Origin of the sequence: Saccharothrix lopnurensis, from assembly GCF_042658445.1 — a bacterium.
GTDB lineage: Bacteria > Actinomycetota > Actinomycetes > Mycobacteriales > Pseudonocardiaceae > Actinosynnema > Actinosynnema lopnurensis.
Genome location: NZ_JBHSQO010000007.1, coordinates 216630 through 231781, shown reverse-complemented (window position 1 = coordinate 231781; position 15152 = coordinate 216630). Strand labels below are relative to the sequence as shown.

Annotated in this window: 13 protein-coding genes; 11 read left to right on the top strand and 2 right to left on the bottom strand. The window is 75.0% G+C overall.

The window, feature by feature from the left end; genetic code table 11:
- The first annotated feature begins 483 nt into the window (after nt 1-483).
- From rplM to ACFP3R_RS10225, 6 genes are all read left to right on the top strand, one after another.
- Complete coding sequence (gene rplM, locus ACFP3R_RS10250) at nt 484-927, top strand: 50S ribosomal protein L13 (RefSeq protein WP_380634969.1); 444 nt, start codon at nt 484-486, stop codon at nt 925-927.
- Nucleotides 928-956: 29 nt separating this feature from the next.
- Nucleotides 957-1562, top strand: a complete 606-nt coding sequence (gene rpsI, locus ACFP3R_RS10245; RefSeq protein WP_380634989.1) for a 30S ribosomal protein S9 — start codon at nt 957-959, stop codon at nt 1560-1562.
- Between the two features lie 115 nt (nt 1563-1677).
- Complete coding sequence (gene glmM, locus ACFP3R_RS10240) at nt 1678-3012, top strand: phosphoglucosamine mutase (protein WP_380634967.1); 1335 nt, start codon at nt 1678-1680, stop codon at nt 3010-3012.
- Between the two features lie 166 nt (nt 3013-3178).
- The gene (locus ACFP3R_RS10235) at nt 3179-3472 is read left to right on the top strand and encodes a WXG100 family type VII secretion target (RefSeq protein WP_380634966.1); all 294 of its coding nucleotides are present in this window, start codon (nt 3179-3181) and stop codon (nt 3470-3472) included.
- Nucleotides 3473-3477: 5 nt separating this feature from the next.
- Nucleotides 3478-6273: a hypothetical protein gene (locus ACFP3R_RS10230; protein ID WP_380634965.1), complete on the top strand. Its 2796-nt coding sequence runs from the start codon at nt 3478-3480 to the stop codon at nt 6271-6273.
- Between the two features lie 2 nt (nt 6274-6275).
- Complete coding sequence (locus ACFP3R_RS10225; RefSeq protein ID WP_380634964.1) at nt 6276-6701, top strand: hypothetical protein; 426 nt, start codon at nt 6276-6278, stop codon at nt 6699-6701.
- Nucleotides 6702-6749: 48 nt separating this feature from the next.
- Here the strand turns inward: ACFP3R_RS10225 and ACFP3R_RS10220 are convergent, their stop codons facing one another.
- Nucleotides 6750-7565 carry a dienelactone hydrolase family protein gene (locus ACFP3R_RS10220; RefSeq protein ID WP_380634963.1) on the bottom strand — a complete coding sequence of 272 codons (816 nt, stop codon included), beginning with the start codon at nt 7563-7565 and terminating at the stop codon, nt 6750-6752.
- A gap of 124 nt (nt 7566-7689) precedes the next feature.
- On the opposite strand from ACFP3R_RS10220, the gene glmS reads away from it, so the two are divergent.
- The 5 genes from glmS to tsaE are packed head-to-tail and all read left to right on the top strand — an operon-like array spanning nt 7690 to nt 13652.
- Nucleotides 7690-9552 (top strand): glutamine--fructose-6-phosphate transaminase (isomerizing), encoded by a 1863-nt coding sequence (gene glmS / locus ACFP3R_RS10215; protein WP_380634961.1) that lies wholly within the window; start codon nt 7690-7692, stop codon nt 9550-9552.
- A 15-nt stretch (nt 9553-9567) separates the two neighbouring features.
- Nucleotides 9568-10962 carry an NAD(P)H-hydrate dehydratase gene (locus tag ACFP3R_RS10210; protein ID WP_380634960.1) on the top strand — a complete coding sequence of 465 codons (1395 nt, stop codon included), beginning with the start codon at nt 9568-9570 and terminating at the stop codon, nt 10960-10962.
- A gap of 16 nt (nt 10963-10978) precedes the next feature.
- The gene (gene alr / locus ACFP3R_RS10205; RefSeq protein WP_380634959.1) at nt 10979-12088 is read left to right on the top strand and encodes an alanine racemase; all 1110 of its coding nucleotides are present in this window, start codon (nt 10979-10981) and stop codon (nt 12086-12088) included.
- A complete protein-coding gene (locus ACFP3R_RS10200; protein ID WP_380634958.1) occupies nt 12085-13188 on the top strand; it encodes an alpha/beta fold hydrolase in 1104 nt (367 codons plus the stop codon). The genes alr and ACFP3R_RS10200 overlap by 4 nt, the downstream gene beginning before the upstream one ends.
- 11 nt (nt 13189-13199) lie before the next feature.
- A complete protein-coding gene (gene tsaE, locus ACFP3R_RS10195) occupies nt 13200-13652 on the top strand; it encodes a tRNA (adenosine(37)-N6)-threonylcarbamoyltransferase complex ATPase subunit type 1 TsaE (RefSeq protein ID WP_380634957.1) in 453 nt (150 codons plus the stop codon).
- Between the two features lie 156 nt (nt 13653-13808).
- On the opposite strand, the gene ACFP3R_RS10190 is transcribed toward tsaE, so the two are convergent.
- Entirely contained in the window at nt 13809-15140 is a 1332-nt protein-coding gene (locus ACFP3R_RS10190; protein WP_380634956.1) for an acyl-CoA synthetase, read from the bottom strand.
- Between the last annotated feature and the right edge of the window lie 12 nt (nt 15141-15152).

Here is a 15152-nt window from a genome sequence, read left to right as displayed (position 1 = left end):
CCGACTCGGGGGGCGGCCGAGCGCGGCGCGGCCCGGCGCGACCGAGGGCGTGGCCCCGGGCGGGCCGAGCGCGGCGCGGCCCAGGGCGGCCGAGAGCGGCGGCCCCGGGCGGTCAAGGGTGGCGACCCGGCGCGGTGCCGAGGCGTGTCGGCCGAGGCCCGAAAATCTTTTCCGCGCGCGACCCGTGACGCGCCGGCCCGCCCGGTTCCGCTCCTTTTCCGCCCGAAACCCCGGCCAAGCCCCCGAAAGCCCGGCCAAAAGCTGTGACCCAGGGCACAAAATCACCCCTCCGGGGGTGGGTCGGAACCCGGTTGACGGGGGCGGTTTTGACCGCCCCGACCCCACCCGGTATCTTCTTACGTTGTTGTGCGGTACTCGGTGCGCAGTAGCGTGCCTGGTGTTCTGGCCCTCTGCCCACCTGGGGTCTCTGGCCTGAGCAACCGCCGCGATGACCCCAGACGCAAGTGACGACGAGGTAGACCCGTGCGCACGTACAGCCCGAAGCCCGGCGAGGTGACCCGAGCCTGGCACGTGATCGACGCCCAGGACGTGGTGCTCGGTCGGCTCGCCACCCAGGCCGCGACGCTGCTGCGCGGCAAGCACAAGCCGACTTACGCACCCCACGTTGACACCGGTGACTTCGTCATCGTCATCAACGCGGACAAGGTCGCGTTGACCGGCAAGAAGCGTGACCAGGAGTTCGTGTACCGGCACTCCGGCTTCCCGGGTGGCCTGCGCCAGCAGTCCTTCGGCGAGGTGCTCGACACCCGCGCCGACCGCCTGGTCGAGAAGGCGATCAAGGGCATGCTGCCCAAGAACCGCCTCGGCCGCGCGATCGCGGGCAAGCTCAAGGTCTACGCGGGCCCGAACCACCCGCACGCTGCGCAGCAGCCGCAGCCGTTCGAGATCAAGAAGGTCGCCCAGTGACCGAGCCGCAGCAGACCGAGGACACCGACGTGACGACCCCTGAGGCCGACCTCGACGCCGTCGAGGCGACCGACGTCGAGACCACCGACGTCGACACCGACACGACCGACGTCGACGAGACCGGCGAGGCCGCCGGGACCGAGACTGCGGAGGCCGAGGCCACCGAGCCCGAGGCCGAGCAGGCGGAGGAGTCCGACGAGGCCGAGGCCGAGCCGGCGCCCGTCCGCCACACCCTGAACGCGGGTGCGCACCACCTGGCGCAGACGGTCGGCCGCCGCAAGGAGGCCATCGTCCGCGTCCGGCTCATCCCGGGCAGCGGCAAGTTCACCCTGAACGGGAAGACGCTGGAGCAGTACTTCCCGAACAAGGTGCACCAGCAGCTCATCCGCGAGCCCCTGGTGACCACGGAGAAGCCCGAGACCTTCGACGTCATCGCGAACCTGCGCGGCGGCGGCACCACCGGCCAGGCCGGTGCGCTGCGCCTCGCGATCGCCCGCGCGCTGATCGCCGTCGACTCCGAGGACCGCCCGGTGCTGAAGAAGGCCGGCTTCCTCACCCGTGACCCCCGGGTCAAGGAGCGGAAGAAGTACGGTCTGAAGAAGGCCCGCAAGGCGCCTCAGTACAGCAAGCGCTGACCCCCACCGGGTCCAGCGAGCACCACCCTGCGGGAGCAGCCAGTTCTTCGTCGAACTGCTGCTCCCGCAGTGCTTTTCGCCACTGTTGTTCCCGTCATTGGAGGTCACGGCGATCATGGCTCGGCTGTTCGGCACCGACGGCGTCCGCGGACTCGCCAACGGGGACCTGACCCCCGAACTCGCGCTGTCCATCGCCGCCGCGGCGGCCCGCGTACTGGCCGAGCACGACCGCTCCCACCGCCCGGTGGCGGTGGTCGGCCGCGATCCGAGGGCCAGCGGCGAGATGCTGGAGGCGGCCGTGGTGGCGGGCCTGACCTCGGCGGGCGCCGACGTGCTGCGGGCGGGTGTGCTGCCCACGCCGGCGGTGGCCCACCTGGTGGCCGCGCTGGGTGCCGACGTCGGCGTGATGATCTCCGCCTCGCACAACCCGATGCCCGACAACGGCATCAAGCTGTTCGCCGCCGGTGGGCACAAGCTGCCCGACGCGGTGGAGGACGAGATCGAGCAGAAGATGGGCGAGCGCTCCCACCGCCCGACCGGCGCGGGCGTCGGCCGGGTGCGCGACGTCGAGGACGCCGAGGGCCAGTACGTGCAGCACCTGCTGAAGGTGACGCCGCACCGCCTGGAGGGCCTGAAGGTCGTGGTGGACTGCGCCAACGGCGCCGCCTCGGTGGCCGCCCCGGACGCCTACCGCCGCGCGGGCGCCGAGGTGATCGAGATCCACGCGGGCCCGGACGGGCTGAACATCAACGACGGCTGCGGCTCCACCCACCTGGACCAGGTGCGCGCGGCCGTGCTGCTGCACGGCGCGGACCTGGGCATCGCGCACGACGGCGACGCGGACCGCTGCCTGGCGGTGGACGCCAAGGGCGACGTCGTGGACGGCGACCAGATCATGGCCGTGCTCGCGCTGGCGATGAAGGACTCGGGCGAGCTGACCGACAACACGCTGGTCGCCACCGTGATGAGCAACCTGGGCCTGCACATCGCCATGCGCGAGGCGGGCATCGAGCTGAAGACCGCCGCGGTCGGCGACCGCTACGTGCTGGAGGAGCTGCGCGCGGGCGGGTACGCGCTGGGCGGCGAGCAGTCCGGGCACGTGGTGCTGCCCGCGCACGCCACCACCGGCGACGGCCTGCTGACCGCGCTGCGCCTGATGGCCCGCGTGTCCGAGACCGGCACGCCGCTGGCCGAGCTGGCGGGCGTGATGCGCCGGCTGCCGCAGGTGCTGGTCAACGTCGTGGTGACGGACAAGGCGGCGGTGGCGCGGGACGCCGCGGTCCGGGAGGCCGTGGCCGACGTCGAGGCCGAGCTGGGCGACACCGGCCGGGTGCTGCTGCGCCCGTCGGGCACCGAGCAGCTGGTGCGGGTGATGGTGGAGGCGGCCACGCACGAGCTGGCCGAGTCCGCCGCCCAGCGGCTGGCGGGAGTGGTGTCCGCGGTGCGGTGACCCCCGCGCCGCACGGCCGTCGCCGCACGGCTGGTCCGGTCGCGTGTTCGCCCAGGCGCCCTGATCCGGCGTTCGGCCCCCTCGGGCTGCTCCGAGCCGGCACCCTGTCGGCGGAACCCGGGAGCCCTCGCGGGCGTCGGACCGGGGACGAGGGGAGGCGGAGGCGATGGCAGGCTTCGGCGTCGGGCCGGGTGAGCTCCAGGGCGTTGCCAAGCAGTACGAGGACCACGGTGCGGACATCACGCAGCTGAAGAGCACCGTGACCCCGGCTGTCGGCGCGGGCCACGTGGGTCGCAAGTTCCGCGGTACCGAGACGAGGTACAAGACCTACTTCGACCGCCTCCAGGCGAGCGTGGAGACGTTCGGGCGCGAGGCCGGCAACGTCGCGCTGCGCCTGAAGGACGTGGCCAAGACGTACGAGAGCAACGAGTCCGCCACGTCCGACCAGTTCAGGGGGTAGCGGCGGTGGCCGACCAGAACGAGATCAAGCAGCTCCTCGACGACCCGAACGTCACGCCGGAGACCAAGGAGGACCTGGTCCGCGCGCTGGCCGGCTCGGGCGCGAGCGAGGAGGACGTCCGCCGCTACGCCGAGGCGAACGGCGTCGACGTCCCGAACGACCCCGGTCTGCTCCAGCACGGCGCCGGCATCCTGCTGGCCCCCGTCACCGGCGGCGCGAGCGTCGCGTTCAACGCCGGCCAGGAGGCGCGGCACGGCGACTGGACCGCGGAGGGCGAGGAGGCCGACGACCTCGTCGCCAAGGCCAAGGAGGAGCGCGAGCTCGGCAGCACGCAGAAGGTGCTGAACGAGACCGGCGACTTCCGCACCTCCGACGAGCTGCTCGACGCCGGCGCGCCCGGCCTGCGGTTCTTCGAGAAGTTCATCCCGGTCTACCAGGAGGCCGCGCCCCTGGCCGGTCACGGTGGCCAGGCGCCCGACCTGAAGACCTACGTCTACCGGAACTACGACGAGGTCCGCGAGATCGACCTCGGCAAGTTCCGCGAGGACGCCGACAAGGTCGACAAGGCCGTCGCCGAGCTGGACAACCACGAGAACGGCCTCGGCACGGCGTGGAACGGGCTGGCCTCCTGGGAGGGCGACGCGGCCAACGCCGCCAACACCTACAACGGCAGGTTCCTCAACACCGCGGGCACCTTCATCCAGGACGCCAAGGGCGCTCCCGGCACGATCACCACCGCCGCGAGCACGATCCAGCAGCTGGTCAAGGAGTACGCCCAGCACGTCCACGACCTGTACTCCGAGCAGTGCGGCGGGCTGACCGCCGACGCGGCCAGGGAGGCCATCCGGCAGGCCAAGGGCGACATCTTCGAGAACGACGCCGGCATCCTCGACTGGCTGTCCGGCGTGCCGGGCCCGTTGACCGGCGCGGTGCTCGGCGCCCTCTGCGGCGGTCCGCTGGGGATGCTCGCCGGCCTGGGCTGGGGCAGCTGGATCAGCGACGCCCGCAACTCGATCATCAACGAGGCCAAGCAGAAGCTGAAGGGCCTCTGCGAGGAGTTCGACAGCAAGAAGCAGGCGTTCGACGGGTACTGCCAGACCGTGCAGACCGGCGTCCAGGGCGTCTACGACACGATGTTCGCCCAGCTCGACACCCAGCTCAAGGACCAGCCGTTCGGCCAGGTCGGCGACCCGCCGCCGTTCACCGGCGAGCAGGGCGGCCGGGAGCAGGTCCAGCAGCCCGGCGGGAGTGGCGACACCCCCGGTGGCGGTGGCGGCACGCCGGGCGGTGGCGGGGGCACGCCCGGTGGCGGCGGTGGCGGCACGCCCGGCGGTGGGGCGCCCGGCGGCGCCGGCGCGGTGGAGATGCCCAAGCCGCCGGAGAACCCGCTCGACCAGGACGGCGACGGCAAGCCGGACGTGCCGGGCGACACCGACGGCGACGGCAAGCCCGACGACCTCGACGGTGACGGCAAGCCCGACGACCAGCCCGGGAAGCCGGACGGCCTCAAGGGCGAGGAGGAGCCCGAGGTCGTCACGATCCGCAGCGGTGAGAACGAGATCCAGGTCACCGAGCCGGACGCCCAGGGCCACGTGCTGATCACCGTCGACACGCCGACCGGCGAACCGAAGACCTTCGACGTCGACTTCAGCGAGAACCCGGACGCGGTGAACGCCCTGCTGGGCCAGAACGGCGCCGCCGCCCTGGCCGGCGCCGCGCCGACCGCGACCGGCACCGCGCCGGGCGGTCCGGTGACCGGCGGCGCGACCGGCGCGGACGGGCCCACCCCGATCCGGGCCGGCGAGGACGGCAGGGCGCTAATCGAGGTGGACGGCCTGGCGATCACCGCCGAGGTCGACCCGCTGACCGGTGAGATCACCCTCTCCGTGGACAGCGGCGACGGCACGCCCGACGAGTACGGCGTGGCGTTCGGCGAGGACGAGCCCCGGGGCACGCCGGGCATCCCCGGCCTGGACGGTGCGGTGCCGCTGCCCGGCGAGGGCGGCGGGCCCATGCCCGCCGCGGAGCCGTTCACCACCGCGCCCGACACCGGTGCCCTCCGGCCGGAGCCGGCGATCGGCTTCACCGAGCCGGGCGCCACCCCGGCCTTCACCGAACCGGCTCCCGCCGCGGCCCCGGCCTTCGCGGAGCCCGCTGCCGCGCCCGCCTTCACCGAACCGGCCTTCGCGGGACCGGCCGCCGCGCCCGCCTTCACCGAACCGGCCGCCGCCCCGGCCCACAGCACGTCCGGCGGCTTCACGGCCCCGGCCGGCTTCCCGGCTCCCGCGGGCTTCACCGCACCGGCCGGGTTCACCGCCCCCGCCGGCTTCGCCGCGCCCTCGTTCGACCAGCCCCTCCAGTCCGGTCCCGACGGTGGCCCCGCGTCGTCGAGCGGCGGCACGACCAGCGCGTCCGGCGTCTCGGTGCTCGGCGACAACCCGTTCAACGCCGCCGACTCGGTCCTGGGCGGCTCGGCCGGGCCCGCGGACAACCCGTGGAGCGGCCCGACCCCCGACCCGGCCGACCCGGGCCTGGCCGACACGAACGCCTCCCAGGCGGGCCAGCCGGGTTCGGCGACCCTGCCGTCCATGCAGGACGCGGGCCAGCCCGGCGCCCAGGGCACCGCCAGCGGGATGATGGGCGGCGGGATGATGGGCGGCGGCATGGCCGGTGGCGGCCAGCAGCAGGGCGGCGACACCGAGCGCAGCCCCGGCCAGTGGCGCACGACCGGCTCGCTGTTCGACGACGACCTGAACCTCAGCCGGGTGCAGGGCGTGCTGGGTGAAGAGGGGAGCCGGTAGCGGTGGGCGTCATCGAGGTGGACCCGAGGGTCCAGGCGGCGTTCGACGAGCGGATCGCCGCCGCCCGGCGGGCCAACGCCGAGGTCGCCGGGGCCCTCCGCGCGGACCGGGAGCGCCTGGCCGCCGAGGCCCGCGAGCGGGAGGCGCGCGCCGCGGCCGACCGCGGCCGGTTGCGCGACCAGGCCGAGCAGGTCGCGGCGAAGGGCGACAAGCAGCAGCGCCAGCCGCAGTGGGCGCCGAGCGCGCAGCGCGGCACCGCCGAGATGGCCTTCGGCCCGGAGGACGACGAGGAGGTCGTGCCGCCGGCACCGCGCCCGATCCCGCCCCCGGTGGTCCACCAGCCGACGCCACCGCCGGTCGCCCGGCACCGCCGCGCGGCCCCGGTGGAGGACGACGACGACCTGAGCGGTCAGAGCTGGCTCACCTGAGCCAGGGGCGCCGCGGCGCTCCCCGGCGGGGGCGCCGTGGCGAACGTCTCAGCTGCGCGCCAGCGGTCCCCGCTGGTACGCCAGCACGGCGCCCTTCACGTCGCCGTCGAGCAGGGCGTCCCACTGCCGCTCGCCCTTGACCACGCGCAGCAGGAACGCCGTGGTCAGCGCCCTGGCGAGCTTCTGCGCCGCCCGCTCGCCCCTGCCGTCCAGCAGCAGCTCGCTCCAGTGCCGCCCCTCGGCGAACCCGAGGTGGCTCGCCTTGGGCAGCGTGCGCAGCTGCACCGGTCCCAGCCACGCCTCGGCGATCGCCTCCGCGTGCCCGACGGGCGGTGCGATGCGGTCCTCGCCGGCCGCCAGGTGCAGGCCGGGCACGGAGACCCGGCGCGCGGCGTCGAGGGCGGACGGGCGGGTCTCGGACGCGGCGAACGTCACCACCGCCCGCACCCGCGGGTCGTCGGCCGCGGCCAGCACCGCCGCGCCGCCGCCCATCGAGTGGCCGGCCACGACCAGCCGCTCGGGGTCCACGCTGATGTCGCCGTCGCCCAGCCGCACGCCGGTGCACACGTCGAGGGTCGTGCCCAGGTTGCCCGCGAGCAGCCGCGCCGACATCAGCGGCCCGCGCTGCGTGCCCGGCGCGGCGGCCACGAAACCCCACGTCGCCAGGTGCCGCAGCAGCGCCCGGTACCGCTCGACGGGTTGCAGCCAGCCGTGCGCGAAGGCCACGGCGGGCAGCCCGAGCCCCGAGGCGGGGGTGTAGACCAGGCCGGGGAGACCCACCAGGGCGAGGTCGCCGCGCAGCACGGGGTGCCCGCCGGGCCTGCTGAGCTGGTCGAGCACCTGCTTCGCCGAGTAGCCGCTCACCGCGTGAACGGTAGTCGATCGCCGCCCATCGCGATTGGTCTAAACCAAATAGGGGCGCGACCTGGGGAAACGGTTGCGAGTGGGCCTCGAAGATCCCCCCGCTGGTCTGGTTACGCTGTGCGGCGTGTGCGGAATCGTGGGATATGTGGGACACCGCTCGGCGCTGGACGTCGTGCTCGACGGCCTGCGGCGCCTGGAGTACCGGGGTTACGACTCGGCGGGCGTCGCCGTGCTCGACGGAGAGGGCGGCCTGGCCGTCGAACGGCGGGCCGGCCGCCTGAGCAACCTGGAGACCCGGCTGGACGAGGTCGGGCGCGGGACCTTCGCGGGCACCGCGGGCATGGGCCACACCCGGTGGGCCACCCACGGCGCGCCGGTCGACCGCAACTCGCACCCCCACCGGGACGTGACGGGCCGGGTCGCGGTCGTCCACAACGGCATCATCGAGAACTTCGCCGCCCTCCGCGCCGAGCTGGAGGCCGTCGGCGTCGAGATGACCAGCGACACCGACAGCGAGACCGCCGCGCACCTGATCGCCCGCGCCTACGACGAGGGCGACACCAAGGGAGACCTGGTCGCCAGTGTGCGCGCCGTGGTCCGCCGCCTGGAGGGCGCGTTCACCCTCGTCGTCACGCACGCCGAGCAGCCGGACCTGGTCGTCGCCGCCCGCCGCTCCTCGCCGCTGGTGGTCGGCGTCGGCGAGGGCGAGACGTTCGTGGCCAGCGACGTGTCGGCGTTCATCGAGCACACCCGCGAGGCCGTCGAGCTGGGCCAGGACCAGGTCGTGGTGATCGACCGCGACGGCTACACCGTGACCGACTTCGACGGCCGGGAGGCCGTGGCCAAGCCGTTCACGGTCAACTGGGACCTGTCGGCCGCCGAGAAGGGCGGCCACGAGTACTTCATGCTCAAGGAGATCGACGAGCAGCCCGAGGCGCTGGCCAACACGCTGCGCGGGCACTTCGTCAACGGCCGGATCGTGCTGGACGAGCAGCGGCTGTCCGATCAGGACCTGCGCGACGTGGACAAGGTCTTCGTGGTGGCCTGCGGCTCGGCCTACCACTCCGGCCTGGTCGCCAAGTACGCCATCGAGCACTGGACGCGGCTGCCCGTCGAGGTCGAGCTGGCCAGCGAGTTCCGCTACCGGGACCCGGTGCTCGACCGCGACACCCTCGTGGTCGCGGTCTCCCAGTCCGGCGAGACCGCCGACACGCTGGAGGCCGTCCGCCACGCCCGCGCGCAGAAGGCCCGCGTGCTGGCGGTGTGCAACACCAACGGCGCGCAGATCCCGCGCGAGTCCGACGCCGTGCTCTACACGCACGCCGGCCCGGAGATCGGCGTCGCGTCCACCAAGGCGTTCCTCGCCCAGATCGCGGCGAACTACCTGGTCGGCCTGGCCCTGGCGCAGGCGCGCGGCACCAAGTACCCGGACGAGGTGGCCCGCGAGTTCCACGAGCTGGAGAGCGCCGCCGAGGCCGTGCGGGAGGTGCTGGGCACCGTCGAGCAGGTCCGCGAGCTGGGCCGCGAGCTGGCCGACTCCAAGGCGGTGCTGTTCCTCGGCCGCCACGTCGGCTACCCGGTGGCGCTGGAGGGCGCGCTCAAGCTCAAGGAGCTGGCGTACATGCACGCCGAGGGCTTCGCGGCGGGTGAGCTGAAGCACGGCCCGATCGCGCTGATCGAGGAGGGCCTGCCGGTCGTCGTGGTGATGCCCTCGCCCAAGGGCCGCGCGGTGCTGCACTCGAAGCTCGTGTCGAACATCTCCGAGATCCAGGCCCGGGGCGCGCGCACCATCGTGATCGCCGAGGAGGGCGACGAGACGGTTCGCCCGTTCGCGGATCACCTGATCGAGGTGCCCGCGGTGCCGACGCTGCTCCAGCCGCTGGTCTCCACGGTCCCGCTCCAGGTGCTGGCCGCGGAGATCGCCCGCAGCCGGGGCTACGACGTGGACAAGCCGCGCAACCTCGCGAAGTCCGTCACGGTCGAGTAGGGCAGGCTGGTCGGCGTGCGCGGTCTGTGGACGACAGCTCGGGTCAGGTCGGCGGAGGAGCGCGTGCTGGCGGTGACGCCGCCGGGCGCGCTGATGCGCCGGGCGGCGTTCGGCGTGGCGTCGGTCGCGCTGGAGCTGCTCGGCGGCCGGCGGCGCGTCGGCCTGCTGGTCGGCGCGGGCAACAACGGCGGCGACGCCCTCTGGGCGGGCCACCACCTGCGTCGGCGCGGGGTGGCCGTGTTCGCCGTGCTGCTCGCGCCCGAGCGGGCGCACCCGGAGGGCCTGGCCGCGTTCCGGCGCGCGGGCGGCCGCGTGGTGGCCGAGCTGCCGCCCGTCGACCTCGTGGTGGACGGCATCGTCGGCCTGTCCGCCCGCGGCCCGCTGCGCCCGGACGCCGCCGAGCACGTCGCGCGCCTGGACGCGCCCGTGCTGGCCGTCGACCTGCCCAGCGGCGTCGACCCCGACACCGGCGCGGTCGACGGGCCGCACGTGCGCGCGCACACCACCGTCACGTTCGGCTGCCTCAAGCCGGTGCACGCGCTGGCCGACTGCGGCGACGTGCGGCTGGTGGACCTGGGCCTGGGCCCCGAGCTGGGCGGCCCGGACCTGGTCGAGCTGGAGCTCGACGACGTCGGCGCGGCCTGGCCGGTGCCCGGCCCCGAGGACGACAAGTACACCCAGGGCGTCACGGGCGTGGCCGCCGGCTCGGCGACCTACCCCGGCGCCGCCGTGCTGTCGACCGGCGCGGCGGTGCTGGCCACCTCCGGCATGGTCCGCTACGCCGGCGCCGCCGCCGACCACGTGCGGGCGCGCTGGCCCGAGGCCGTCTGCACGGGCTCGACCACCGACGCGGGCCGCGTGCAGTCCTGGGTGGTGGGCCCCGGCCTGGGCACCGGCCTGTCCGCGGAGGCGGTGCTGCGCGGCGTGCTGGAGGCGGGCGTGCCGGTGTGCGCGGACGCCGACGCCATCACGATGCTCGCCAACAACCCCGACCTGTGGGACGCGCGCGACCCCGGCACCCCGCTGGTGCTGACCCCGCACGACCGCGAGTACGAGCGCCTGCTGGGACCGGTGGGCCCCGACCGGGTGGCCGCCGCGCGCCGCGCCGCCGACCGGTTCGACGCCGTCGTGCTGCTCAAGGGCCACACCACGGTGATCGCCGGTCCGGACGGCCGCACCCTGGTCAACCGCGCCCGCAGCTCGTGGGCGGCGACCGCGGGCTCCGGCGACGTGCTGTCGGGCGTGCTGGGCGCGCTGCTCGCGGCGGGCCTGGACCCGGTGCTCGCGGCCGGCTGCGCGGCCAGGGCGCACGTGCTCGCGGCCGAGCTGGCCGCCGACGGCGCGCCGGTCCCGGCGTCGGTGCTCCTCGCGGCACTGCCGGACGCGATCCGCGCCGTCCGGCCGCTGTGACACCATGAACGGCGCCATGGCTGCTCCCCGCGCTGAGGTCGTGATCGACCTCGACCACCTCCGGCACAACGTCGCCCACCTCGACGCCCTCGCGGCCGACGCCGAGACGATGGCGGTGGTGAAGGCCGACGGGTACGGCCACGGCGCCGTGGAGGTCGCGCGGGCCGCGCTGGAGGCCGGCGCCACCTGGCTCGGCTCGTGCTCGCTGGCCGAGGCCCTGCACCTGCGCGAGCACGGCCTGACCGCGCCGGTCCTGGCCTGGCTCGACCCGCCCGGCACGGACTACGCGCCCGGCGTGGCGCGGGGCGTCGACCTGTCCGCCTCCTCGGTGCGGCAGCTGGCCGAGATCTCCGCCGCCGCGACCAGGGCCGGCCGGACCGCCCGCGTGCACCTCAAGGTCGACACCGGCCTGTCCCGCAACGGCTGCCCGCCCGCCGACTGGCCCGAGCTGGTCGAGCGGGCCGCGCGCACCCCGAACGTCGAGGTCCACGCCGTCTGGTCGCACCTGGCCGTGGCCGACGAGATCGGCCACCCGGCCACCGACGCCCAGGCCGAGCGCTTCGACGACGCGTACCGCGAGGCGCGGGCCGCCGGGCTCGACCCGAGGCGGCACCTGGCCAACTCCGCCGCCGTGCTGACCCGCCCCGACCTGCACTTCGACCTGGTCCGGCCGGGCATCGCGGTCTACGGCCTCAACCCGGTGCCGGTCCCGGCCGACCTGCGCCCGGTGATGACGTTCCGCTCGGTGGTCGCGCTCACCAAGCGCGTCCCGGCCGGCGAGGCGGTGTCCTACGGCCTGACCTGGACCTCCAAGTCCGACACCACCCTGGCCCTGGTGACCGCCGGGTACGCCGACGGCGTGCCGCGCGCCCTGTCCAACCGGGTGCACGTGTGGCTCAACGGCCGCCGGCACCCGGTCGTCGGCCGCGTCTGCATGGACCAGGTCGTGGTCGACTGCGGCGACCACCCGGTGGCCGAGGGCGACGAGGTCGTGCTGTTCGGGACGGGCGCGCACGGCGAGCCGACCGCGCGCGAGTGGGCCGACACCGCGGGCACCATCGACTACGAGATCGTCACCGGCATGTACCGGCCGCGGGTCGTCCGCACCTACCGGGGGCGGCGGTGAACACGCTGTGGAAGGCCGTCGGGTGGGCGGGCGGCGTGATCGGCGCCGCCGCGACCGGCGTGGCGGTGGGCGTGGCCGCGAACCAGAAGAAGGTCTTCCAGGACCGGCAGGCCGCCGACCCGCTGGCCGCCGAGCCGCTGGGCGAGCTGCCCGCGAGCCGCGAGTCCACCGTCGCCGCCGACGACGGCGTGCCGCTGTCGGTCGACGAGGTCGACCCGGACGACGGCGGCGCGCCGGAGCTGACCGTCGTCCTCGTGCACGGCTTCGCCCTGGACCGCCGGAGCTGGCACTTCCAGCGCCGGGGCCTCGCGGCGCTGACCGACCCGCGCGTCCGCCAGGTCCTCTACGACCAGCGCAGCCACGGCCGCTCGGGTCGCGCCCCCGCCGGGTCGAGCACCATCGACCAGTGCGCCCGCGACCTGGACGCGGTGATCCGGGTGACCGCGCCCGAGGGCCCGCTGGTGCTCGTCGGGCACTCCATGGGCGGCATGACGATCATGGCCCTGGCCGAGCAGCGGCCCGAGCTGTTCGCCGACCGGGTGCGCGGCGTCGCCCTGGTCGGCACGGCGGCGGGCGCGGTCGGCGGCGCGGGCCTGCCCAAGTCGGTGCTGTCCCGGTACAACCCGGTGACGCTGGGCGTCGGCCGGCTCGCGGGCCTGCAACCCGGCGTGGTCGAGTGGGCCCGCCGCCGGGCGTCCACGCTGACCTGGAGCGGCATCCGGCTCCTGGCGTTCGGCGACCACCACGTCAGCCCGTCGCTGGTCGACCTGATGGCGAAGATGATCAACGGCGTGCCGGTGCGGGTGCTCACCGAGTTCCTGGAGACCCTGGGCACGCACAACCGCTACAAGGCGCTGGCCGGCCTGCGGCACTGCGAGGTGCTGGTCATCAGCGGCGACGCGGACAAGCTGACGCCGTTCTCGCACGCCGAGCGGATGGCCGAGGAGATGCCGCACGGCGAACTGGTCCGCGTGCCCGGCGCGGGTCACATGCTCATGTTGGAACAGGCCGACCTCGTCACCGGGCACCTGGTCGGTCTGGTTCGGCGCAGTGCCGCCGAACGGTCGGAAAGCAGGCGGTCGTGGTGGCGACGGACGTGACGATCCCCCGGGTGACGCTCCCCGGGGTGGCGGACACCGAGGAGTTCGGGCGCAGGCTGGGTGGCCTGGTGAGGGGCGGTGACCTCGTGCTGCTGTCGGGGCCGCTGGGCGCGGGCAAGACGGCGCTGGTGCGCGGCCTGGCCGCGGGACTGGGCGTGACCGGGCGGGTCAGCTCGCCGACGTTCGTCATCGCGCGGGTGCACGCCCCCGCGCCGGGCGGGCGGGGCGTGCCGCTGGTGCACGTCGACGCCTACCGGCTCGGCGGGCACCTCGACGAGCTGGACGACCTGGACCTGGACACCGACCTGGTGGACGCGGTGGTGGCGGTGGAGTGGGGCGAGGGCGTGGCCGAGCGGCTCAGCGCCGACCACCTGCTGATCACGCTGGAGCGGCGGGAGGACGACGTGCGCGTGGCGAGCCTGCACCCGCACGGCGCGTGGGCCGACCGGGAGCTGCCGGTCTGAGGTGCGGGCGGCGCGGGTCGGTGGGCGCGGGGCTGGGCTGACCGAGGCTGGGCTGACCGGGGCTGGGCTGACCCGGGGCTCGGTCACCGGGGGCTCGGTCACCGGGGGCTCGGTCACCGGGGGCTCGGCCGGTGCGCGCGGCCCCCGGCCGTCAGGTCACCGCGCCCGCAGCTCCCGCTTGAGCACCTTGCCCATGTCGTTGCGCGGCAGGGCGTCCAGGTAGCGGACCACCCGGGGCCGCTTGTGCGGCGCGAGCAGGCGCGCCACGTGCTCGCCCAGCTCCTCCGGCGCGGGCGGCTCGCCCTCGGCCACCACCCACGCCACGACCCGCTCGCCCAGGTCCTCGTCCGGCTCGCCGGTCACCGCGACCTCGGCCACCGCCGGGTGCTCCAGCAGCGCGTTCTCGATCTCGCCCGCGCCGATCTTGTAGCCACCGCTCTTGATCAGGTCCGTGGCGCGCCTGCCGACCAGGCGCAGGTGCCCGTCCGGCTCGACCACGGCCAAGTCGCCGGTGCGGAACCAGCCGTCGCGGAAGGCGTCCCGGGTGGCGTCCGGGCGGTTCAGGTACTCCAGGAACAGGTTGGGGCCGCGCACCTCGACCTCGCCCGGCTCGTCCCCGACGACCCGCACCTCCACGCCGGGCAGCGGCGGGCCGACCGTGCCGGGCCGCCGGTCGCCGTCCACGCGGGCGCTGGTGTTCATCAGCGTCTCGGTCATCCCGTAGCGCTCGACCACCCGCTGGCCGGTCAGCGCCTCGACCCGCTCGTGCAGGGCCGCGGGCAGCGGGGCCGAGCCGGACACCAGCAGCCGGGCGCGCCGGAACGCCGCCGCGTGCTCGGGCTCGTTCACCACCCGGTGGTACATGGTGGGCACGCCGAACACCACCGTGCCGCCGCCCTCCAGCGCCGCCGCGGCCTTCGCCGGGGTGAACGACCCCACGTGGTGCACGGTCCCGCCGCGCCGCAGCACGCCGAGCACGCCCAGCACCAGCCCGTGCACGTGGAACAGCGGCAGGCCGTGCACCACCACGTCGTCACCGGTCCACGCCCACGCCCGCGCCACCGCGTCCAGGTTGGACGCCAGGGCGCGGTGGGGGAGGACCACGCCCTTGGGCGGCCCGGTGGTGCCGCTGGTGTAGACGATCAGCGCGGGCGCCTCGCCGTCCGGCTCGGGCAGGTCGGTCCCGGACCCGGACGGCAGCTCGTCGTCGACCACCAGGTCGGGCTCGCTGTCGGCCAGGACGTGGGCGAGCTCCCGCTCCCCGATCCTCGGGTTGAGCGGCACCACCGGCACCCCCGCCAGCAGCGCGCCGACGATCGCCACGCAGGTCCCGGGCGTGGGCCGGGCCCACACCGCGATCCGCCGCCTGCCGCGCAGGCCGTGCGCGACCGCGCGGGCCTCGGCGGCCAACCGCGCGTAGGTCAGCTCCCGCTCGGGGAACCGCAGGGCGACTTTCTCGGAGGGGACGGCCAGCGCCGGCAGCAGCATGGGCCAACCCTG